Source organism: Saccharopolyspora flava, assembly GCF_900116135.1.
Lineage (GTDB): Bacteria > Actinomycetota > Actinomycetes > Mycobacteriales > Pseudonocardiaceae > Saccharopolyspora > Saccharopolyspora flava.
This window is the reverse complement of sequence record NZ_FOZX01000004.1, coordinates 354,807-376,888: the sequence shown is the minus strand read 5'-3', so window position 1 is coordinate 376,888 and position 22,082 is coordinate 354,807. Positions and strand designations below refer to the sequence as shown.

At 70.0% G+C, this 22,082-nt stretch carries 20 protein-coding genes; 12 read left to right on the top strand and 8 right to left on the bottom strand.

Annotated elements, in window-relative coordinates; genetic code table 11:
• Positions 1–159 precede the first annotated feature (159 nt).
• From BM424_RS15130 to BM424_RS15110, 5 genes are all read left to right on the top strand, one after another.
• Positions 160–1,551, top strand: coding sequence for a DNA-binding protein (locus BM424_RS15130; RefSeq protein ID WP_093417897.1), 1,392 nt, complete (start codon positions 160–162; stop codon positions 1,549–1,551).
• 27 nt (positions 1,552–1,578) lie between these two features.
• Positions 1,579–3,768 carry a catalase/peroxidase HPI gene (gene katG / locus BM424_RS15125; protein ID WP_093417894.1) on the top strand — a complete coding sequence of 730 codons (2,190 nt, stop codon included), beginning with the start codon at positions 1,579–1,581 and terminating at the stop codon, positions 3,766–3,768.
• A 194-nt stretch (positions 3,769–3,962) separates the two neighbouring features.
• Complete coding sequence (locus BM424_RS15120; RefSeq protein WP_093417891.1) at positions 3,963–4,424, top strand: MSMEG_3727 family PQQ-associated protein; 462 nt, start codon at positions 3,963–3,965, stop codon at positions 4,422–4,424.
• 10 nt (positions 4,425–4,434) lie between these two features.
• Complete coding sequence (locus BM424_RS15115; protein ID WP_093417888.1) at positions 4,435–6,135, top strand: PQQ-dependent dehydrogenase, methanol/ethanol family; 1,701 nt, start codon at positions 4,435–4,437, stop codon at positions 6,133–6,135.
• A 101-nt stretch (positions 6,136–6,236) separates the two neighbouring features.
• On the top strand, positions 6,237–6,989 hold the full coding sequence (locus BM424_RS15110; protein WP_093417886.1) for an alpha/beta fold hydrolase: 753 nt from the start codon (positions 6,237–6,239) through the stop codon (positions 6,987–6,989).
• Here the strand turns inward: BM424_RS15110 and BM424_RS29210 are convergent.
• Complete coding sequence (locus tag BM424_RS29210; protein WP_217649711.1) at positions 6,986–7,468, bottom strand: CGNR zinc finger domain-containing protein; 483 nt, start codon at positions 7,466–7,468, stop codon at positions 6,986–6,988. The two genes, BM424_RS15110 and BM424_RS29210, sit on opposite strands and share 4 nt — an antisense overlap.
• 238 nt (positions 7,469–7,706) lie before the next feature.
• Between BM424_RS29210 and BM424_RS15100 the strand changes: the two genes are divergently transcribed.
• Together BM424_RS15100 and BM424_RS15095 are read left to right on the top strand one after the other, a co-directional pair.
• Complete coding sequence (locus tag BM424_RS15100) at positions 7,707–8,162, top strand: LysE family translocator (protein WP_342742621.1); 456 nt, start codon at positions 7,707–7,709, stop codon at positions 8,160–8,162.
• Between the two features lie 556 nt (positions 8,163–8,718).
• Positions 8,719–9,402 (top strand): nucleoside/nucleotide kinase family protein, encoded by a 684-nt coding sequence (locus BM424_RS15095; RefSeq protein WP_093417880.1) that lies wholly within the window; start codon positions 8,719–8,721, stop codon positions 9,400–9,402.
• 1 nt (position 9,403) lies between these two features.
• Here BM424_RS15095 and BM424_RS15090 read toward each other — a convergent pair whose 3' ends face one another.
• Positions 9,404–10,063 carry a polysaccharide deacetylase family protein gene (locus BM424_RS15090; RefSeq protein WP_093418283.1) on the bottom strand — a complete coding sequence of 220 codons (660 nt, stop codon included), beginning with the start codon at positions 10,061–10,063 and terminating at the stop codon, positions 9,404–9,406.
• 345 nt (positions 10,064–10,408) lie between these two features.
• Here BM424_RS15090 and BM424_RS15085 point away from each other — a divergent pair, with 345 nt between their 5' ends.
• On the top strand, positions 10,409–11,716 hold the full coding sequence (locus BM424_RS15085; protein ID WP_093417877.1) for an MFS transporter: 1,308 nt from the start codon (positions 10,409–10,411) through the stop codon (positions 11,714–11,716).
• A 204-nt stretch (positions 11,717–11,920) separates the two neighbouring features.
• Here BM424_RS15085 and BM424_RS15080 read toward each other — a convergent pair whose 3' ends face one another.
• Positions 11,921–12,679 carry an IclR family transcriptional regulator gene (locus BM424_RS15080; protein WP_093417874.1) on the bottom strand — a complete coding sequence of 253 codons (759 nt, stop codon included), beginning with the start codon at positions 12,677–12,679 and terminating at the stop codon, positions 11,921–11,923.
• Between the two features lie 138 nt (positions 12,680–12,817).
• Here BM424_RS15080 and BM424_RS15075 point away from each other — a divergent pair, with 138 nt between their 5' ends.
• The 4 genes from BM424_RS15075 (at position 12,818) to BM424_RS15060 (ending at position 16,457) form a co-directional block, all read left to right on the top strand.
• Positions 12,818–14,167, top strand: coding sequence for an RraA family protein (locus tag BM424_RS15075; protein WP_093417871.1), 1,350 nt, complete (start codon positions 12,818–12,820; stop codon positions 14,165–14,167).
• A gap of 47 nt (positions 14,168–14,214) precedes the next feature.
• Positions 14,215–15,558, top strand: a complete 1,344-nt coding sequence (locus tag BM424_RS15070; RefSeq protein WP_093417869.1) for a TRAP transporter large permease subunit — start codon at positions 14,215–14,217, stop codon at positions 15,556–15,558.
• Positions 15,559–15,586: 28 nt separating this feature from the next.
• Positions 15,587–15,835 (top strand): hypothetical protein, encoded by a 249-nt coding sequence (locus BM424_RS15065; RefSeq protein ID WP_093417866.1) that lies wholly within the window; start codon positions 15,587–15,589, stop codon positions 15,833–15,835.
• A 112-nt stretch (positions 15,836–15,947) separates the two neighbouring features.
• Positions 15,948–16,457 (top strand): hemerythrin domain-containing protein, encoded by a 510-nt coding sequence (locus BM424_RS15060; protein WP_093417863.1) that lies wholly within the window; start codon positions 15,948–15,950, stop codon positions 16,455–16,457.
• 138 nt (positions 16,458–16,595) lie between these two features.
• Here BM424_RS15060 and BM424_RS15055 read toward each other — a convergent pair whose 3' ends face one another.
• The 5 genes from BM424_RS15055 to BM424_RS15035 are packed head-to-tail and all read right to left on the bottom strand — an operon-like array spanning position 16,596 to position 21,844.
• Positions 16,596–18,092, bottom strand: coding sequence for a sulfatase family protein (locus tag BM424_RS15055; RefSeq protein ID WP_093417860.1), 1,497 nt, complete (start codon positions 18,090–18,092; stop codon positions 16,596–16,598).
• The gene (locus BM424_RS15050) at positions 18,089–19,060 is read right to left on the bottom strand and encodes an aliphatic sulfonate ABC transporter substrate-binding protein (RefSeq protein WP_093417858.1); all 972 of its coding nucleotides are present in this window, start codon (positions 19,058–19,060) and stop codon (positions 18,089–18,091) included. The genes BM424_RS15055 and BM424_RS15050 overlap by 4 nt, the downstream gene beginning before the upstream one ends.
• Positions 19,057–19,851 carry an ABC transporter ATP-binding protein gene (locus BM424_RS15045; protein WP_093417855.1) on the bottom strand — a complete coding sequence of 265 codons (795 nt, stop codon included), beginning with the start codon at positions 19,849–19,851 and terminating at the stop codon, positions 19,057–19,059. The genes BM424_RS15050 and BM424_RS15045 overlap by 4 nt, the downstream gene beginning before the upstream one ends.
• Entirely contained in the window at positions 19,833–20,621 is a 789-nt protein-coding gene (locus tag BM424_RS15040; protein WP_093417852.1) for an ABC transporter permease, read from the bottom strand. Before BM424_RS15040 ends, BM424_RS15045 begins: the two co-directional genes overlap by 19 nt.
• A gap of 11 nt (positions 20,622–20,632) precedes the next feature.
• Positions 20,633–21,844 carry an ROK family transcriptional regulator gene (locus tag BM424_RS15035; RefSeq protein WP_245775866.1) on the bottom strand — a complete coding sequence of 404 codons (1,212 nt, stop codon included), beginning with the start codon at positions 21,842–21,844 and terminating at the stop codon, positions 20,633–20,635.
• Positions 21,845–22,082: the final 238 nt, after the last annotated feature.

Here is a 22,082-nt window from a genome sequence, read left to right as displayed (position 1 = left end):
CATCGGGTCCGTTCGTGCGGTCTTCGCCCGCTCTCGTCCCACTGCGCTGGTCCCGGAATCGGGAATAAGCTTAGTTTCAGACCTTGGAGCGGGAGATCCGCCAGCGCGGAATCCGTCGATTCCCGGTCGGCTTGGTGAGGAGACCAAAGGCGGTCTTTGATGGCAGACGTGCACCGGCTCGACCCGATCTCGCGCGTCTCCGGCACCACGACGGTGTACGGGGCGTGGGAACGATTCGTGCAGGGCGAAGACGACATCCGCGGCGTGCGGCCCGAGGTGGCGATCTCGTGGCACCGCTGCCGCGACCAGTACCGGGTCGATCCCGGCCTCAAGGAGGCCCCGATCGCCGTGGCGGAGGTCGACCACACCCTCGAGCACGACGTGGTGTTCGCCGACCTGGGGTTCCGGGCCGCTTCGGTGGCGCACGAGGTCGCCAACGTCGGCGGGATCGTCACGGTCACCGACGCCACCGGGCGGGTGCTGGCCGAGTGGGGCGATCCGGCGACCCGCAAGCTGGCGGCCGACGCGAACCTCGCGACCTGGTTCTGCTGGTCCGAGCAGGCCACCGGCACCAACGGCATGGGCACGGCGCTGGAGACGCACACGCCCGTGATGATCCGGGGAGCCGAGCACTGGTGCCAGGCGTTCCACGAGTGGACCTGCGCGGGCGTGGCCGTGCGGGACGTGGTGACCAAGGACCCGATCGCGGTCCTCAACATCTCCTGCTGGCGCGGTGACCTGCCCTCCCCCGCCGGCGCCTGGCTGGCCAACGCCGCCACCCGCACCCAGGCCACGCTGCGCCAGCGCGCCCAGGACGGCAGCGCCGAGCTGATCGCGGCGTTCAACCACGCCCGCTCCCGTGCGGGCGTGTCGCTGGCCGCGGTCGATCCGGCGGGCCGGGTGGTCATCGCCGACGACACGGCGAGCGTGCTGCTGGGCGTGCCGAGCTGCACCCCGGCGAAAGATCCGGCGGTGCGCTGGAATCCGGGGTTGCCGGAGTTCATCAGCGCCGCCCGCTACGCCGCGAAGCAGGCGTCCCGCAACCCCGACTGGGTCGGCTCGACGCAGCTGTTCACGCACCTGTCCGACGAGCCGACGCCGGTGACGATGCACCCGGTGTTCCTGGCCGGGCACCTGGTCGGCAACCTGGTGTTCTTCGGCGTCTCGGAGGGCGAGCAGCTGCCGCGCGGCGAGGGCGCGCACCAGCACGGTCCGCCGCAGCGGATCGTGGGGACCCGGGAGAACCGGATGGTGCTGCTGCGGCTGCCGGAGATCTCCTTCGCCGAGTCCGACGGCAACGACGTCTGGCTGACCACCGATCAGGGGAAGTTGCGGGCGGCTTCGGGCGGTCTCGACAAGTTGGAGAGCGAGCAGGGCGACGCCGGATTCCTGCGGGTGCACCGCCGCTACGTGGTGAACCTGGGGCGCATCCGCGAGGTGGAGCGCCGCTTCAAGGGCGAGTTGGTGCTGGTCATGGACGACGACGAGAACACGATGGTGCCCGTTTCGCGGCGCAACGCCCCTGCGGTGCGCCGGGCTCTGGACATCTGAGCGGATGGCCGGGGAGGTGGTGTTGCGTTGCCGGAGAACCCCGACTCGGTGGCCGTCACGCGCAACTACGACCAGGCGCTGCGGCATCACGAGCGCACTCGTGAACATCCGGCGGCAGGGGGCAGCAACCTGGACTGGTGGCCGCATCGGCTGAACCTGGAGATCCTTGCCAAGCACCATCCTGGGCGGAATCCGCTGGGTGAGGACTTCGACTACGCCGCCGAGTTCGCGACTCTGGACTTGGATGAGGTCGCGCGTGACATCGACCGGGTGCTCACCACCTTGCAGGACTGGTGGCCCGCCGACTTCGGGCATTACGGGCCGCTGGTGCTGCGGATGGCGTGGCACTGCGCTGGGACGTATCGGGTCGCTGACGGGCGGGGTGGATCCACGTCGGGGATGCAGCGGTTCGCGCCGTTGAACAGCTGGCCGGACAACCGGAACCTGGACAAGGCCCGCCGGTTGTTGTGGCCGGTCAAGCAGAAGTACGGCCGCAAGCTCTCCTGGGCCGACCTGATGGTCTTCGCCGGGAACCGGGCCCTGGAATCGATGGGGTTCCGCACGCTCGGGTTCGCGGGTGGTCGGGAGGACGTGTGGGAGTCCGACGCCGACATCTACTGGGGACCCGAACGCACCTGGCTCGGCGACGAACGCCACACCGGCATCCGCGACCTGCAACAACCCCTCGCCGCCGACGAGATGGGCCTGATCTACGTCGACCCGCAAGGACCGGCGACACTACCCGACCCCATCGCCGCGGCACGGGCTATCCGGGACACCTTCGCCCGCATGGCCTTCAACGACACCGAAACCGTGGCGTTGATCGTCGGCGGCCACACCTTCGGCAAGACCCACGGCGCCGCCGACCTCTCCCACCTCGGCCCCGAACCCGAAGGAGCCGGCCTGGAGCACCAAGGCCTGGGCTGGTCCAGCGACCACGGCACCGGCAAAGGCCCGGATGCGATCTCCACCGGCTTGGAAGGCAGCTGGACGCCCAACCCCACACGCTGGGACAACGGCTTCCTGGAAACCCTGTTCGCCTACGACTGGGACGTCGAGCTCAGCCCCGCCGGGCTCTGGCAATGGGTCCCGCGCGGCGACCAGGGCCACGGCACCGTCCCCGACGCCCACGACCCGCTCAAGCGCCACACGCCGACCATGCTCACCACCGACCTCGCCCTGCAGGAGGACCCGGCCTACCGGCAGATCGCCATGCGCTTCCTCGCCCGGCCCGACGAGCTCGAAGACGCCTTCGCCCACGCCTGGTTCAAGCTCACCCACATCGACATGGGCCCCATCCAGCGCTACCTCGGCCCGCTCGTGCCCGACGAACCGATGATCTGGCAGGACCCGGTCCCCGCCGTCGACCACGAGCTCATCGACACCGACGACATCGCCCAGCTCAAACACCGCGTCCTGGACACGGGCCTGCCGGTGTCGCACCTGGTGTTCACCGCCTGGGCCTCCGCCTCGACCTACCGCGACAGCGACAAGCGCGGCGGCACCAACGGCGCCCGCATCCGCCTCAAGCCCCAACGCGACTGGGAGGCCAACGATCCCGAGATCACCGGCCCCGTTCTCGATGCCCTGGAACGCATCCAGTGCGACTTCAACGCGGAACAGACCGGGGACAAACGGATCTCGCTCGCCGACCTCATCGTGCTCGCCGGATGCGCGGCCCTCGAGCACGCGGGCGCACCGGTTCCGTTCACACCGGGACGCACCGACGCCACCCAGGAGTGGACCGACGTCGACTCCTTCGCCGCCCTCGAACCCCGCGCCGACGGCTTCCGCAGCTACCTCGGTAAGAAACCTCCACTGCCCTCCGAATACCTCCTCATCGACCGAGCCAACCAACTCACCTTCACCGCCCCCGAGATGACCGCACTCATCGGCGGACTCCGCGTCCTCGGCGCCAACCACCGCAATTCACCGCTCGGCGTGCTCACCGACCGGCCGGGCACGCTCAGCAACGACTACTTCGTCAACCTCCTCGACATGGACACCGAATGGGTCGCCACCGGCGGCACCTTCGAGGGACGCGACCGCGGCAGCGGTGCCGCTCGGTGGCGTGCGAGCCGCGTCGACCTCGTCTTCGGGGCGAACGCCGAACTCCGCGCGATCTCCGAGGTCTACGCCAGTGACCAGGGCACATTCCTGCGCGACTTCGCCGCCGCGTGGGACAAGGTCATGAATCTCGGTCGCTTCGGGGTCTGAGCGGTAGGCCTCGCCCTGCGAGCGGTGCGGGCCCCCGGCCCGGCGGCGTCGAGTGTCCGCCACCCGGCACCCGGCGTAGTGTCCGATTCCGTTACGGGCCAAGTGGTTTGGCCCTCGCCGGGCGCTCGAACCGCTGTTCCCCCTGTCGCGCGCACCGGCCTGTCGCGAACGGATTCACAAGGAGGTGATCTCCGGTGACGACAGCCAAGGAACGCACCGATCTGCTCACCGAGGTCGGCCTGGACTCGCAGAACGGCGCAGCCCTGGGCCGGGTGCTCGGCACCGGCAACATCCAGCGGGCCACCGAGCGGGCCGACGGCACGATGGAGGCCACGGTTCGCATCCTGCCCGACGAGATCGTCTGGGACCCTTCGATTCTCGTCCTCCCGCACGGCGGCGACCTCGAGCTGACGCTGATCAACGACGACCTCAACACCCACTGCGCGCTGCTGCCCAGCAACGGCGACCGCAAGTTCATCTGGCTGGTCAACCACTCCAAGGGACGCGCGAAGCTCAACCTCGACGGGCCCGGCTACTACTGGTTCTCCTCGCCCACCGGCAACGACGAGGGGCGCGGCCTGACCGGCGCCATCGTGGTGCTCGGTGAAGTGCCGCCGGAGGCCCGGCTCGACCGTCCCGACCAGATGCGCCCGTAGGAGGACGACGATGACTCTCGAATACGTCGACGCCGGCGAGGCGATCGATCACGGCACGCTGAGCTCGGTGCCCCGCAACGCGCCCGACGTGGGTTTCCGCGTCGGCTACGACCGGCTGCTCGATGCCCGGTCGGAGTCGCACAACTGGTTGACCTACTACGGCGCCTACGACGGGCAGCGCTACAGCCTGCTCGACCAGATCAACACCGACACCGTCAAGCGCATGGGACCGGCCTGGATCTTCCAGGCGGGCACGGCGGGCATGATCGCGGGCGCGTCGACCTACGCGTTCGAGGCGACCCCGCTGGTCGTCGACGGGGTCATGTACGTCTCGGGCTGGGACGGCTGGGTGTGGGCGCTGGACGCCAAGACCGGCGACCAGCTGTGGCGCTACAAGCACGCCGTGCCCTACGACGTGTCGCTGTGCTGCGGCAACGTCAACCGCGGCGTGGCGGTGGCCAAGGGCAAGGTGTTCACCGTGACGCCCAACGCTCACCTGCTGGCGCTGGACTCGGTGACCGGGGAACGCGTGTGGGACAAGACGATCGGCGACGTGCGGGCGGGCGAGAGCGCCTCGCTGGCTCCGCTGGTCGTCAAGGACATGGTCATCACCGGCAGCGCGGGCGGCGAGTTCGGGGTGCGCGGCCACATGGACGCCTTCGACCTGGAGAGCGGCCAGCACCGGTGGCGCTGCTACACCGTCCCCAAGCCCGGTGAGCCCGGGTCGGAGACCTGGCCGGCGGACGGCGAGGCGTGGGCGCGCGGCGGGGCGAACCCGTGGATCACCGCGACGTTCGATCCCGACACGAACCTGCTCTACGCCGGGACCGGCAACCCGGCGCCGGACTTCGACGGCGCGGTCCGCGAGGGCGACAACCTCTACACCGACAGCATCATCGCCGTCGACGTCGACTCGGGCACCATCCAGTGGCACTACCAGTGCACCCCGCACGACGTGTGGGACTACGACTCGACGATGGAGAACATCCTGTTCGACCAGGGCGGGCGCAAGATGCTCGGCCACTTCGACAAGAACGGGTACTTCTTCGTGCTCGACCGCACCAACGGGGAGCTGGTGTCGGTCACGCCCTACGTGGACCGGATCGACTGGGGCACCATCACCCGCGACGGCAAGGTGACCCCGCGCAAGTACCCGGACGCCGAGGGCGAGCCGGTGCACTTCTACCCCGGCCCTGCCGGGGCGAAGGAGTGGACGCACGCCGCCTACAACCCGGGCACGGAGCTGTTCTACGTCCCGGTGCAGGACGTCGGCGCCACCGCGACGCGGCGTCGCCGCGAGTTCCGCGAAGGAATTCCCTACTGGGGCGCGGGTGTTCAGGTCGATGCCGACGACATGCGCGGCTCCATCAGCGCTTTCGACTCGGAGGGCAACGAGAGGTGGCGCTGGCGCAACACGTTGCCGATGTGCTCGTCGGTGCTGACCACCGCCGGGAACCTGGTCTTCGCCGGGACTCCGTCGGGTGAGTTCGTGGCTCTGGACGCCCGCAACGGCGAGAAGCTGTGGGAGTTCCAGTGCGGCAGCGGCCACCACGGCAGCCCGATGACCTACTCGGTCGAGGGCAGGCAGTACGTGGCGGTCCCGGTCGGCTGGGGCGGCTGGATCGAGGGCTTCCTGCCCGGCATGCTCGGCGCCGGCCACGGCAGCGCCCTCATCGTCTTCGCCCTCCCGGAAGAACCCGCAACCCGCTGATCACCCGATGCGTCGTTGGTGGGGAGGTTGTGGCGAAACCTCCCCACCGACGAGGCGGTCGTGAGAGGCTCCTCCCCAACCGGGGTGCAGGGGAGGGACGCGTGCCGCTCGCGCACCGCAACGGAGTGCACATCGCCTACGAGATCACCGGTGCGGGTCCTCCGCTGGTGCTGCATCCGGGCATGTTCCACACCGGTCGGCGGTGGAGCGAGGCCGGGTACACCGACGCTCTGGCCGCGACGCACACGGTGATCACCGTCGACCCGCTCGGCCTCGGCGGCAGCTCGGCCCCCGTCGACCCGGCCGACTACTCGCCGGCTCGCCGCGCCGATTCCGTCACCGCGGTGCTCGACCACCTCGGGTACGAGAAGGCCGCGTTCTGGGGATACTCGCTCGGCGCGCTCACCGGCTACGCCGTCGCCGTGCACGCCCCCGACCGGCTCACCCGCCTGGTGGCCGGCGCCTTCGACCCGCTCAACGGCTTCGAATCGGCGATCGGCCCGATGCTCCGCGCCCTGAACCTGCCCGCCGACACCGACCCGTGGCCGATCATGCGCGACGGCGCCCGCGCGAATCCCGACCACGCGGCAGTCATCGACGCCGCCGACCCGGCCGCCCTGCACGCCAACTACGAGGCGTTCCGCCACGAGCCGGGTCTCCACGAGTCACTGGCGAAGAGCCCGGTACCGCTGCTGATGTACGCGGGCACCGCCGACGCCTGGCACGACCCCATGCGCACGTTCGCCGAACGCACCGGCACTCCGTTCGTGTCGATGCCGGACGCCGACCACATCCGGGCCTGGCGCAACAGCGCAGAAGCCCTCGCCTTCGTCCACCCGTTCCTGACGGGCTAACGATTCCGCGCGCGGTGGGCGGCGACCTTGTGGCGGTTGAGGCAGGTCGGGGAGCAGAAGCGGCGGCGTCCCGTCGGGGATGAGTCGGCGTAGACGTCGACGCAGCGGGCGGCCTGGCACGTGCCCAGGCGGCTCTCGTCGTGGTGCAGCAGCCAGCCGAGCAGGCAGGTGCTCAGCGCGGCGGGCAGGACGTCGGCGCTGGACTCGACGGCCCAGGTCAGCCCGTGGGTGGTCATGACCGGGATCGGCCGGATCGCCCGCAGCAGCCCGTTGAGCTCGACGAGCGGGCGTTCGGCGGCGAACACCCGGAACAGCGCGTTGGCGGCGGACACCGGGTCCGTCGAGGCCGACCACCCCAGCACGGTCGCGACGTCCGGGTACGGCGCCCCCTGCTCCCCAGCGGCGGCGCGCGGTTCGTCGGCGAACTCGTTCACGAACTCCACGAGCTCACCCAGGTCGAGCACAGGAACAGCCGGCACATCCCCAGGCTAACCGACACATCACTTCCTGCCGGTTACGTCGGCATGTAACCTGCTGAACCATGTCCACGGGTTACATCGACGTCAGCGTGCTGCCCGCGTTCCTGGCGGCCGTGGCGATCCTGCTGCTGGCGCCCGGACCCGACATGGCGTTCATGGTCGCCACGGGTCTGCGCGACGGACTCCGCGGAACGACCAGGGCAGCTCTGGGCATCACCGCGGGCGTGAGAGCGTCTACGTGGTGCTCACCGCCCTCGGCCTCGGCGCCTTCCTCGCAGCCACGCCGAGCCTCGTCACCGCCCTGCAGCTCGGCGGAGCCGCGTACCTCGCCTACCTGGCGTGGACGACCTGGCGCACCGCCGCAGCCCCGGTGGAGATCGCGACGACCCCCACCCGCGCGTTCCGGAAGGGGTTCCTGGTCAACATCGCCAACCCGAAGATCGCTCTGTTCTTCACCGCGTTCCTCCCCCAATTCCTCGGCGACGCGGAGAAGAACCCGACCCTCCAGCTCCTGCTGCTCGGATTCCTCCTGCAATCCCTGGGCCTGCTCACCGACCTCGCGATCGGCTGCGCAGCCGGAGCCGTCCGCGACCGGCTCCTCCACCGCCCACGCCCCCGCACCCTCCTCAACCACCTCGCAGCAACCACCTACGCGACGCTGGGTGTCACGCTGCTGGCCAAGACGCTCCGCTAACCGACGGAGAGTCCCGAACCACCCGAGGGTGAGGCGTGGTCCGCAAGACCCGCTTTCCCACTCTGCAATTGTCAAACAACAGTCGTGCCCTGTTGGGATATGCCGGGATGCCCCCACGGAGGCCGGCTGCCCGGTCGACTCATGTCGCTGCCTCAAGCCCGGGAGCCCGCGCACGTGGTCGGCTCATGACGTTCCGGATGATTTCTCGGGTGGAAGATCTCGCTGCTCCACCAAGTCGGGACGTCCGTGTCGTCACCGCCTTGACAGGCGAGGACGACACGACTCCCCCGTCATCGATGTTGGTGGGCCGATGATCGGTCAATGCCGCGTCGGTGACGCTATCTGCGGAAACGGCGGTCAGCGCCTCGGTTTTCGAACTCATGTACCCATGATGCGCCAACGCATTCGAAAATGCGAGCGAATGGCCATCACTGGATCGGGTGGTCGCCTCATCGCAGTCGAAAGCACGTGACATGAGACGTCTTTCACGCGGCGCGATCACGAGGAAGACTCTCGCAGGAACGAGCAGGTATGACCCCCGACCTAGGATGCGCCGATGGGAATTCGCACGCCGCGACGGACGGCTGTCCTGCAGGGCGTAGCCGAGACAGCGGTGTCGGCGCAGACCGACCGAGTGGTCCGAGTCGGGGTCGACGGGGTAGATGGCGCGGGGAAGACCGTTTTCGGCGACGAACTCGCCGAGCGCGTCGAAGCCCTCGGGAGACCGGCCGTTCGGGCCAGCGTCGACGACTTCCACAACCCCAGGCACGTGCGCCACCATCGAGGCCGCGCGTCACCAGAAGGATTCTTCCTCGACTCCTACGACTACGACTCCCTGCGCGAGGCCCTGCTCGACCCGCTGTCACCGGGTGGCGATGGGCGCTACCGCACAGCCGTGTTCGACCACGAATCCGACCAGCCGGTTGAGGAGACCTGGGCGCGAGCACCTGTCGACGCCGTTCTCATCGTCGATGGCATCTTCCTCCACCGCCCCGAACTGCTCGGCTACTGGGACCATTCCGCGTTCCTGCACGTCGATTTCGAGGTCTCGATACCTCGTGGCGCGCAGCGAGGGTACGGCGACGCGGACCCGCTGGCGCCGAGCAACCGGCGATACGTCGAGGGCCAGCGCCTCTACTTCGAACTGTGCCGCCCCACCGAGCACGCCTCCGTCGTCATCGACAACAACGACCTCGCCGAACCTCGGATCATTCGCGGAAGACCACCGGTCCGGGCGTGAGTCAGGGGGCTACGGCGTGGCCTGTTTCTGGGGAGATGACTCCTGGGCAGAGGCCTTGGGTGCTGAGGGTTTCGGCGATGCGCGGGATGGCGGTGAGGGTGTTGGGCGGCCAGTCGTGCATGAGGATGACCTGGCCGTCGGTGAGGCTCGCGTTGGCCGCGACGATCTCGTCCACCGTGGCGTTGTTCCAGTCCTGGGAGTCGACGTCCCAGATGACCTCGGTGAGCCCGTGGGCGGCCTCGACCTCGTGCAGGGTCTCGTTGGTCTCGCCGTAGGGCGGGCGGAACAGGACCGGGCTTCCGCCGCCGGCCGCTGAGATCGCCTGCTGCGCGCGGGAGATCTCCGAGTCCATCTCGGACCGGCTCAGCTCGGTCATGTGCGGGTGGGTGTAGCTGTGGTTGCCGACCTGCATGCCCGCCTCGACCTGCGCGGCGACCAGCGACGGGTTGGCGTCGGCGTGGTCACCCTGGTTGAACATCGTTGCGCGCAGCCCGTTCTCGAGGAGGGCGTCGAGCAGCTGGGTGGTGGTCTCGCCGGGTCCGTCGTCGAAGGTGAGTCCGACGTACCCCGAGCATTCGGGTGCCGATTCGGCCGCCGGGGCGACCACCACCGCTGCCGCCAGGACCGCGCTCACGGCGCAGGCTCGCGCTCTCGCTGACATGTTCACCGCATCCTCTCGACGACGCCGACGGAAGAGCCACCAGCGAGTATGCGGTGCCGCCGACCGCCGGTCAACGAGAGTTTTTCGAAACACTTTCGGCCGCAAGGATTCTCGCGCGCCGAAGTGAATCGTGTCCATCAGCGGGATTACGCGCGGCGAGCAACCCGGCGCCCGCTTCGATCACCACCCTGATGCCAGACATTTCCGAAACTTTCTTCCGCCTGGCGGGGTGTCCGCCAAGTACCCCTTGTGGCGATTTGTCCCGATGGCTACCGTCGCTAAAACTTACACCGTTAGTTATCTGGGTCACAGCAGATCCGGATCAACACCTCGGAGGACGACCGGATGGCCGCCACCGCGACAAGCGCGCGCCGCGTCGCGCTCGCCAGCCTCATCGGCACCACCATCGAGTGGTACGACTTCTTCATCTACGGCACCGCCGCAGCGCTGGTGTTCAACCAGCTGTTCTTCCCCGAGTTCGACCCCGTCGTCGGCACCGTCGCGGCCTTCGCGACCTTCGCCGTCGGCTTCATCGCCCGCCCCATCGGCGGCGTGCTGTTCGCGCACTACGGCGACAAGCTCGGCCGCAAACCCATGCTCATCGCCTCGCTGATGCTGATGGGCTTCGCGACGCTGCTCATGGGTCTGCTGCCGACCTACGCCACCATCGGCGTGTGGGCGCCGATCCTGCTGACGCTGCTGCGCTTCGCCCAGGGCATCGGCGTCGGCGGCGAGTGGGGCGGCGCCGCGCTCATGGCCGTAGAGCACGCACCCGAGGGCAAGCGCGGTTTCTACGGGAGCTGGCCGCAGGTCGGAGTGCCCGCGGGCCTGCTGCTGGGCAACCTGACGTTCACGGTGCTGTCGGCGACGGTGTCCGACGAGGCGTTCATGGCCTGGGGATGGCGCATCCCGTTCCTGTGCAGCGCTTTGCTGATCGTCGTCGGGTTCGCCATCCGGCTCAAGATCAGCGAGAGCCCGGTGTTCGAGCAGGCCGTGCAACGGCAGGAGCGGGAGCGCGCCGAGCGGATGCCGGTGGTCGAGGTGCTGCGCCGCCACCCGAAGACGATCCTGCTCGCGGCCGGCTCGTTCCTGGCCACCAACGCGACGTTCTACGTCGGCACCACCTGGATCGTCTCCTACACCACCAAGACCCTGGACTACGAGCGCACCACGATCCTCAGCGCCAACGCCCTGCTGGCCGCGATCGACATCCCGCTGATGATGGCGTTCGGGGTGCTGTCGGACCGCATCGGCCGACGCGGCATGGCGCTCGGCGGGATGCTCATGCTCGCGGTGTTCGCCGTGCCGTGGATCATGCTGGTCGACACCGGGGTGATCGGGCTGTTCCTGCTGGCGGGCATCGTCGTGCAGGCGTGCCGGACCGCCGTGTACGGGCCGCAGTCGGCGTTCTTCTCGGAGCTGTTCAGCACCCGGCTGCGCTACAGCGGCGCGTCGCTGGCGTACCAGATCGCGGCGATCCTCGGCGGCGGCATCGCCCCGATGATCTGCACCGCCCTGTTCGCCGCCACCGGCAGCTCGCTGTCCATCGCCGGGTACGTCGTGGTGCTGTGCCTGATCTCGTTCGTCTCGACCTACCTGCTGGCCGAGACCTACAAGCGCGACCTCAACGAGACGACCGCGTCCGTGGGCTGATTTCGTGGGTGGGGGGGGGAAGTTTTCATGAAAACTTCCCCCACCACCCACCCAGAGGAACCTTCCGTCGAAACTTCCCCCGACGAACCCCGGATGCCCTGCCACCAGCACGTTCTCTCGTGGTGGGGTGGAGTTTCAGGTGATACCTCGGTTTGGGTGGCGCAGTTTTCATGAAAACTGCGCCACCCACGCGCACGAAGTGAGTCAGGCCGCGGGGACGCGGAATCCGATGGTCTGCGCGGCGCGGCGCACCTCGCCGGGCAGGGCGGAGTCGTTGACGTCGCCGAAGGACGAGCTGGCGCCGCTGAGCCCGAGGGAGCCCAGCAGGTTTCCCGCGTTGTCGTTGATCAGCGCAGCGATCGCGGTGGTCCCGGTCTTGCGCTCGTCGACCGAGATCGCGCACCCGTCGCGGCGGATCCGCTCCAGGTCCGCACGAATGCCCGCCTCGTCCACCGTCTTCCCGCTGGTGAAGGTCACCGTGCCGAACCGCGCGGCCTCCGCCGCGAGATCGTCCGCGGCGGCCAGGAAGACCTTGCCCGCGGCACCCGGGTAGAGCGGCAGCCGCTCCCCGATGGGCAGCGAGTACTGCGGGCGCCGCCCGCCTTCGACCCGGTCGATCAGCACCCGGCTCTCCTGCACGCGCACGTACAGCGAGGCGGTCAGGCCGGTGGCGGCGGCGAGCTCCTCCAGCACGGGCCGGGCGACCAGCCGCAGCGGGCTGGTCATCGCGAACGCGTGCGCGGTCGACAGCGAGGCGGGCCCGGCGGTGTAGCCGTTGGCGTGCCTGCTGGCGTAGCCGTGCTCGATGAGCACGTTGACCAGGCGTTGCGTGGTGGCCACGTGCAGCTCGCTGCGCTGGGCCAGGTCGGTCAGCCGCAGCGGTTGCTGCGCGAGCTCCAGCACTTTCAGGACTTCGAAAGCCCGGTGCACCGAGCGCATCGGGTTGCTCTTCGCGGTCGTCATGGAACCTCCTGTGAACCCGGCGAACCTATCACTGCATGAGAAGTTTCCTCATTCCCATTGACACGCGGCGCAGCGGGCTCGCACAGTGCTTCTCACTAAATGCACGTTCTTATCATAGAATGATACGGAGTCCGATCGATGAAGATCGCAGTGCTGGGCTTGGGCGAAGCGGGCAGCATCTACGCGGCCGGGTTCGCCGCCACCGGAGCGACCGTGACGGCCCACGACCCGGCCACTCCTCCGCCGCCCGCCGGGGTCACCGCCGCCGGGACCGTCGCCGACGCCGTGCGCGGAGCGGACCTGGTGATCAGCCTGGTGACCGCCGCGCAGGCCGTCGCGGTCGCCGCCGAGAGCGCGCCGCACCTGTCCGCGACCGCCCGCTACGCCGACCTCAACTCGGCGTCACCGCAGCTCAAGAGCGAGGTCGCGGCTACGCTGGGCGAGGCGGCGGACCGCTGCGCCGACGTCGCGGTCATCGGCTCGGTCCCCCAGTTCGGCGCCAAGACCGAGCTGATCATCTCCGGCCCGGCCTCCGATTCCGTCGCCGACGCCTTCCGGGGCCTGGGCGCCGAGGTCGACTCGATCGGCGGTGAGCCCGGGGCCGCGTCGCGGCGGAAGATGCTGCGGACGGTCTTCATGAAGGGGCTGGGCGCGATCATCGCCGAGGCGGTGGACGCCGGTGCCGCGGCCGGGGAATCCGAGTGGGTGCGCGCGCAGATCGCCAAGGCCCTCACCGGCGGCGAGAGCGCCCTCGACCGGCTCGACAAGGGCACCCGCAAGCACGCGCTGCGGCGGGCGCACGAGTCCCGGGACGCCGCCGACCTGCTCGCCTCGCTCGGCGTGGCGCCCGTGATGACCACGGCGACCGCGAGCCGCCACCACTCGTTCCACGAGGTCGACGACCTGACCGCGCTGCTCGACGCGTTCGCCGAGATCCCCACCGCCGCCATCGGCGACGCGCGGGAACGCCTGGGCATCATCGATCCTCGCGTGCAGTCGGTCTGGCCGGGCGCGCACATCGCGGGCCGGGCGTTCCCGGTGCTGTGCCGCCCGGGCGACAACAAGGGCATCCACCAGGCGCTCGAGCAGGTCCAGCCGGGCGACGTCCTGGTCGTCGACGGCGGCGGTGACGCCTCGCGGGCGCTGATCGGCGAGCTCATCGCGCATCGCGCGATCAACCGAGGCGTGCGCGGCATGATCATCGACGGCGCGGTCCGCGACGCCGAAGCCCTGCGAGAAGCCGGGTTCCCGGTCTGGGCCGTGGGCACCTCCCCCGCCGGTCCCTACAAGAACGGGCCGTGCCGCGCCGGGGAGGACGCCGCCGTCGGAGGTGTGGTCGTGCACCGCGGCGACATCGTCGTCGCCGACGGCGACGGCGCGATCGTCGTCCCGCTCGCCGAGGCCCACCGCTCCCTCATCGGCGCCCGGGCGGTCCTGGAGGATGAAGCCGCCCGCTACCAGCGGATCCTCGCCGAACGCACCGCCTGAACCGTCCCGTCCACCCCGCTCCAGTGCCGAAGAGGGGATCCTGAAACATGCCAATCGGCCTCATCGCGCTCGGCGCGTTCATCGCCACCATCATCGTCTGGAACGTCGCGTTCAAGCGGAACATGGGCGAAGCGATGCTGCTCGGGCTGCTGGTCACCGCCGCGTTCGCCGGGCTCGACGCCCCGGCGGCCCTGCTCCAGGGCATGCGCGGCGCGCTCGACGAGGAAGTCCTCTACGCCGCGATCGCGTTCGTGTTCATGGCCTACGTCGTCGATCGCACGGGTCTGATCCAAAAGCTGCTCGGAATCCTGAACTCGCTGTTCGGACGCGTCCGCGGCGGTCCCGTGGTCGTGGACACGATCGGTTCGGCGGTGATGGGCGCGCTGTCCGGCTCCAACTCCGGCAACACCGCCGCGACCGGTGCTTTCACCGGCCCGTGGATGATCCGCACCGGATGGACCCCGGAGCGCAGCGCGACCTTCCTCGCCGGCAACGGCGGTCTGGGCGCGGCCCTGCCGCCGAGCTCCTCGATGGTCATCATGATCGGCTTCGCCGGTCCGATGGTCGCCACCGGCGAGATCTACCTGGCCCTGCTGTGCGCGGGGATCTACCAGGTGGTCTGGCGCCTGCTGCTGATCTTCTTCTTCGTCCGCCGGGACGGCATCCAGCGCTCGCCCGCCGAAGAGCTCCAGCCGCTGCGCCATGCCCTCCGCGAGGGCGGGACCGCGCTGCTGATCGTGCTCGGCGCCCTGGTGCCGATCGCCATCACAATCGGCCCGATCGCGGGATTCCTCAGCGGCAGCACGCCGATCGGCGATGCGCTCGACGACATCGAGATCCTGACCTGGATCCCGATCCTGATCACCGTCCTGGCCCTGATCGTGGGCCGTCGCGAGCTGCCGCGCGGCGCTCGCGCCTGGCACGCGTGGATCACCGACGCGATGCCGCGCTTCACCAGCATCGGAGCGCTGCTGTTCTTCGCGGTGGCCGCCAGCGAGATCCTCGGTGAGCTGGGCCTGGCCGACGACATCGACGGCATCCTCAGCGACCTGCAGCTCAACAAGTACGTGATGGCGCTGCTGGTCGGCGTGCTGGTGGCCGTGGTGGCGGGCCCGCTGTCGTCGACGGCGACGCTCACCGCCGTCGGGCACGTGGCGCTGCTGTCGCTGGTCGCGGTCGGCGTCGACCCGGTCCTGGCGGTCACGGCGATCCTCGTGTTCGCCTCCACCGAAGGCGCCTCTCCCCCGGCGTCGGGGTCGATCTTCGTGGCGGCCGGCATCACCGGCGCGAAGCCGGAGAAGACGTTCCTGCCGCTGATCGGCTACTACATGGTCCCGATCATGCTGATCGGCTGCCTCATCGCCTGGGGCGCCCTGCCCGTCCTGCGCTGACACCCGCCACCGCGACACGAGGAGCCTCATGTCCAGCACCGCACTCACCCGCGCCCAGGCCGCGTGCCGGGCCGCGTTCACCCTCACCCTGCTGATCTTCCTGGCCCTGGCGAGCGTCCTGGTGGGCGTGCAGATCCTCGGCCTGGTCCTGGTCCAACCGGGCTGGATCAGCTGGGCCTCGGACGCGCTGTTCACCCCGAGCATCGGGGCGGCCGTCCTGTTCGGACTCGTCGCCTTCGTCAGCGGCTACCTCAACCCGGGGGCGTCCGAGGAGTGACCGGGCCGGTCCGGGCGGATCGGACGTTGCGGGCACCCGCTTGCCGCGCGCACGAGCGATGTTCGATGATCCGCCCGGACCTGAACCCCACCACAGACAGCGAGGCAGACCCGTGTCCGACGACGTCGTTGAGCTCATCCTGGCCGACCACCGCCGCTTCGAGGACCTGCTGCGCACGCTCCGCAGCACCGAGGGCGACCGCAGCACCGCGCTCGGCGACCTCGCCGCCGTGCTCGTGGCGCACGCCGAGGCCGAGGAGTCCGAGGTCTACCCGGTGCTGCGCAAGCTCTCCGCCGACGACGCCGAGGACGTCGACCACGGCGCCGAGGAGCACGCCGAGGGCCACGAAGCGCTGCTGGCGCTGATGGAGTGCGGCGAGCTCGAAGGCGACGAGTGGAGCGCGCGGCTGGAGGAGCTCAGCGAGTCGCTGACCCACCACCTCGACGAGGAGGAGCGCACCGTCCTCAACGACGCCCGTGAGGAGGTCAGCCCCGAACGGCGCGCCGAACTGGGCCGGACCTTCACCGCCAAGCGCCGCGAACTCCTCGACGCCGACTGCGGCCGCCTCGACAAGGTCCGAGCCCTCGTCCGGAGCAAGGGCCCCTCCCAGCACCACCACTGACCCCGACACCCCGCCCTCGCGTCAAAAACTGCGGTATTCGACCGGTCGAATACCGCAGTTTTTGACCGGTCGAATACCGCGGTTTTCGTCCGGGTGACCCGGGTCGCCCGGGTGTGTCGGGGTCGGGTCGGGGTCGGGTCAGGGTTGGTAGGTCTGGTCGTCGAGGCCGCTGAGGGTGGGGTCGTGGTCGACGTTGCCGACGTCGTACATCGAGGTCATCCAGTGGTAGAAGTTGTCGCCGCGGTCTCGCAGGAGGTCGTAGAGGCGGCGCAGCAGGCGGGTTCGGACCTCCGCCATCTCCGGGTGCGGGTAGCGGTTGAGCAGCTCGTCGGGGTCGGCGTGCAGGTCGTAGAGCTCGTTGACCGAGTCCGGGTTGACCACGAGCTTGTAGCGGTCGGTGCGCAACATCCGCTGCGGGTACGGGAAGTGGTGCCCGTGGAACTCGCAGACGATGTCCTCCTGCCAGTCGACCGGGTCCGAAGTGGACACCAGCGGCAGCAGGCTCCGGGAGTCCACGGCCGGTTCCGGGTCCACGCCCGCCAGGTCGAGGATGGTGGCCGTGCAGTCGAGCAGGCTGACGAACTCGTCGCGCACCACTCCCCCGGGGGCGCCCGGGACGCGCACGATGCCCGGGGTCCGGTAGATGTCCTCGTACATCGCCGGACCCTTGTCGTGCAGCCGGTGCGAGCCGGTGAACTCGCCGTGGTCGCAGGTGAACAGCACCGCGGTGTCGTCGGCCAGGCCGAGTCGCCGCATCGCGTCGAGCACGCGGCCGATCTCGTGGTCGATGAGCGCCACGTACCCCCAGTACGCGGCGATCAGCTTCCGGGTGGTCTCCAGCGGCATCGTGTCGAACGTCCAGTGGTCGCTGTAGTTGCGCTGCACCGGCGGTTTCCCGTGGAAGGTCTCGGCGACCGAGCGCGGCAGCGGGACGTCGCCGGGATCGACCAGGTCGAAGTACTCGTCCGGCACGATGTAGGGCAGGTGCGGGCCGAAGAAGCTCAGCTCCAGGAAGAACGGCGTGTCGTGCTCCCGGGCATCGGCGGCGTAGCGCTCCATCAGCTCGATGGCGCGCGTGGCCAGGTAGTGCTCGAAGGTGGCCTCCACCGGCTGGTGCAGCCGCGCGGCCAGCAGGTTCCCCGGACCGCCGTTGGGCAGCGTGCCGCGGATGCGGTCGCTGATCTCGTAGCGCGGCAGGTCGTGCTCGGCGAGGTAGGCCAGGTAGTCGGGGTGGTCGACGGGGTTGTGCCAGCCCGGCAGGTCCGGCCCGTCGAAACCGAAGTCGCCCGCCGTCTTGGCGGTGCCGACGTGCCACTTGCCGATGAGACCGCAGTTGTAGCCGTTGTCCCGCAACGCTTCCGAGAAGGTGAACTGCCCCGCGGGCAGGTCCTCGATGTAGCCGACGTTGCGCTCGTAGTTGGCCAGCAGCTTGTGCCGGAACGGTGCCTGCCCGGTGAGCAGGCTCGCGCGCGCGGGCGTGCAGATCGCCGTCGGCGTGTACCAGCGGTCAAAACGCGTTCCGGTGGCGGCGAGTTCGTCGAGGTGCGGGGTGAGACCGAGCGGGTTGCCGTAGGCGCCGAGGGTGTCGGCGCGGTGCTGATCGGTCATCAGCAGCAGCACGTTGCGGCGGCTCACGGGTTGCCCGCCGAGGTGAACAACTCGCCCGCGTAGTAGTTCTCCGGTCCGGTGCTGCGCTTGAGCTGCCCGGTGCGGGTGAAGTAGTCGTCCATGCCCGCCAGCCAGCGCCGCACGGTTCCGTCGCGGGTCAGGCGGTCGAGCTCGTCCACGCCGAGCACCTGCACGTTCGCCGCGTCGGCGCGCACCTCGGCGGGGTCCTTCTTCAGCAGGCCCGCGGTGAGCTCGACGGTGCGCTCGGGGTTGGCCGTGCGGTACCGCATCGCGTCGCGCAGCACGGCCGCGGTTCGCCGCGCCTTGTCGGTGCCCACGACCTCGTTGCCCGCGACGAACGCGGTCGGGAACTCCATCTCCCCGGCGAAATCGGAGTTCTTCGCCAGCTCGACCAGCCCCGGGACCTGCTTCTTCACGGTGTCCAGCGCCGGGTACCAGAACCCGGCCGCGTCGATGCGCTTGGCCGACAGCGCCGACACGATCGTCGAGGCGTCCATCGGCACCACCTTCACGTCGTTCTCGGTCATGCCCGCCCGCCGCAGCGCCAGGTCGAGGATCATCTCCCCCGAGGTGCCCTGCGGTACCCCGACGGTCTTGCCGCGCAGACCCGCGACGTCGGTGATGCCGGGCTGGGCGATGACGCGGTCGGCGTTGCCGAGGGTGTTGAGCGCGACGACCTTCGCCTGCCCGGACGCGGGCAGCCACATCGCGCCCGGGCCGATGTAGCCGAAGTCCAGGTCCCCGCTGCCCAGCGCCTGGATCTGCAGCGGGCCGTTGGTGAACTCGCTGACGTCGGCGGTGAGACCGTGCTTCTCCCAGAGCTTCTGGTCCTCGGCGACGGCGAGCAGGCTGGCGCCGTTGTAGTCGCCGATGTAGCCGAACCGCACCTCGCTCGCGTCCGAGGAGCCGCACCCGGTGACCGCGACGACGAGTCCGGCGAGCAGCGCGGCGAACCATCTCTTCCTGCGGGTCATGACGTCCTCTCGACGGTGTCCTGGTGGTAGACGGAGTTCCAGACCCGGTTGCGCAGCGCGGTGAACTCGGCGCTCAACCGGACCTCCTCGGTGCGCGGGTGCGGCAGGTCGACCTCGACGACGTCGTGGATCCGGCCGGGCCGGGAGGCCATCACCACGACCCGATCGGCCAGGTACACCGCCTCGTCGACGTCGTGGGTGATGAACAGGACGGTGCGCCGCTCGCGGTCCCAGGTGCTCAGCAGCTGCTCCTGGAGCTTGACCCTGGTCAGCGCGTCGAGGGCGCCGAAGGGCTCGTCCATCAGCAGGATCTCGGGGTTGACGGCGTAGGCGCGGGCGATGGCGCAGCGCTGCCGCATGCCGCCGGAGAGCGCCTTGGGCAGCACGTCGGCGAAGTCGGCGAGGCCGACGACGTCGATGAAGTGCTCGGCCCGCGCGCGCCGCTCGGCCCTGGGCACCCCGGCGATCTTGAGGCCGAACTCGACGTTGCCGCGCACCGTCAGCCACGGGAACAGCGCGTACTGCTGGAAGATCACCCCTCGGTCGGGTCCCGGCCCCGACACCGGCACGCCGTCGACGAGGGCGCGCCCGGCACTGGGATGTTCCAGCCCGGCGAGGATGTTGAGCAGCGTGCTCTTGCCGCAGCCCGACGGTCCGACGACGGTGACGAACTCGTTGTCGGCGATCTCCAGCGACACGTCGTCGAGCGCGACCAGGCGTTCGCGGCCCAGGTCGAAGGTCTTGGTGACGCCGTCCACGGCGATCTTGGGGTTCACGGCCGCTCCTGCCATCCGGTCAGCCTGCGCTCGGCCAGCAGCAGCAACCGGTCCATGACCAGGCCGAGGACGCCGATGGTGATGAGGCTGACGAAGATCGTCGGTAGGTCGTAGTAGAGCTGGGCGTTCTGCATCCGGAAGCCGAGCCCGTCCTGCGCGGCGATGAGCTCGGCGGCGACCACCGTCGCCCACGCCGAGCCCAGGCCCACGCGCATGCCGACCAGGATGAACGGCGCGGAGGCCGGGACGATCACCTTCGCGAAGATCGTGGCGTCGCCGGCGCCGAGCACCCGGGAGGCGTTGATCAGCGTCCGGTCGACGGTGACCACGCCCTGCAGCGTCGAGATGACGCAGGCCAGGAACGCGGCCAGGAAGATCACGAAGACCTTCGGGACCTCGCCGATGCCCATCAGCACGATGGCCAGCGGGATGATCGCCAGCGGCGGGATGGTGCGGAAGAACTGCACCCACGGCTCGGTCAGCGCCCGCACCGGGCGGTACCAGCCCATCAGGAACCCGGCGCCGACCGCCAAGACCGTGCCCAGCGCGAAGCCCGACAGCACCCGCGCGAGGCTGGCTCCGGTGTCGGTGAGCAGGGTGCCGTCGGCGAGCATCTCGGCGGCCCGCATCGCGACCTCCGGCGGGGCCGGGATCTTCACGCCCAGCGCCGACACCGCCCACCACACGGCCAGGCCGAGCAGGATCGAGGCGGTGTTGAGCAGCAGCGGGGAGCTGCGGCCCGGTGCCGCGCCGGGCGCGGTGCGGCGCTCGCTGAGCACTGCCATCACAGCCTCCTTCAGGCCGGGAGCGCGCGGATCGGCGCGGTTTCCGGGTGGTCGGTGAGCAGCGGTGAGCGGCGGAACAGGGCGGCCAGCGCGCCGAGGGCGCCGTCGTCGTCGGCGAGGCGGGCGCAGCGGACGCGGGGTTTCGCCGCGACCCACGGGAACAGCTCCCGTCCCGCGGTCTCGGCGACCTGCTCGACGAGAACCGGTGCCAGCCGGGCGATCTCGCCGCCGATGACGACCTCGGCCGGGTTGAACACCATCGCCACGGCCCCCAGGGCCCGGCCCAGCGCGGTGGCGGTGTCGCGCAGCACCCGCTCGACCACCGGGTCGCGGGAGCGGGCGAGGTCGTCGAGCGAGCCGACGTCGGCGCCGCGTTCCCGGCAGGCGGCCAGCACCGCCGGGACGGAGGCGACGGTTTCCAGGCAGCCGTCCTTGCCGCACCGGCAGCGCGCCCCGCCGGGCACGACGGTGACGTGGCCGAGCTCCCCGGCCAGGCCGGTGGCGCCGGCGACGATGCGGCCGCCGATCACCAGGGCACCGCCGACGCCGTCGGAAAGCCTCACGTAGAGCAGGTTCTCGGCGTCGGCGTCACCGGCGAGGGCTTCGGCGAGGGCGGCGAAGCGGGTGTTGTTGTCCACGATGACCGAGGCGCCGAAGCGCTCGGCGAAGGCGACGTCCACGTCGTCGCGGGCGGCGGCGAAGCCGGGGCCGAACGCGCCTTCCGGGGCGTGCGGTGCCGAGGAGCGCGGGTGCGGCCCGGTGACGCCGATGCCGATGCCGTGCAGCGCCCGGAAGTGCAGGCCGCGTTCGTCCCCGAGCCGGTCGATGAGGTCGAAGGCGGTCCGGATCCGCTCCGGCCAGCCCGCGCTGTCGGAGTAGGGCTGGCCGCCGGAGGCCACGACCTCGTGGGAGGCGTCGGCGATGGCCACGCGCACCCGCCGGTGCCCGAAGTCCACGCCGAGGAACTGGCCGGAATCCGGGTCCAGCGCGAGCCGCTCGGCGGGTCTGCCGCTGCCCGCCCGCTGCGCCGCGTCGGTGTCGACGACCACCACGGCGCCGTCCCGCAGCAGGTCGCGGGTGATCTCGGAGATGGTGGTGCGCGACAGCCCGACGGCGTCGGCGATCTCGCCCCGGCTCAGCGCACCCCGCTCTCGCAGCGCGCGCAGCACGCGCTCCTGATGAGTCCGGCGCACCACGGCGTGCGCCTCGCCGGGCATCCGCATGCCGCACATGCTCGAACCAGCCGATTTTTCCGGCAAGGCTCCGACAGAATCATTCCGAGGAGTGGAACCCCCTCCCACAACCACCCGATCAGGCCCCTCAAGGCGAAAACCGGAGTTTTCGACCGGTCAAAAACCGCGGTTTTCGTCGGGTCGAATACCGCAGTTTTTGTCCCGAGGACCCCTGTGGGAGAGGGAAGTTTTCATGAAAACTTCCCCCACCCACGGGGGACGGGAGCCG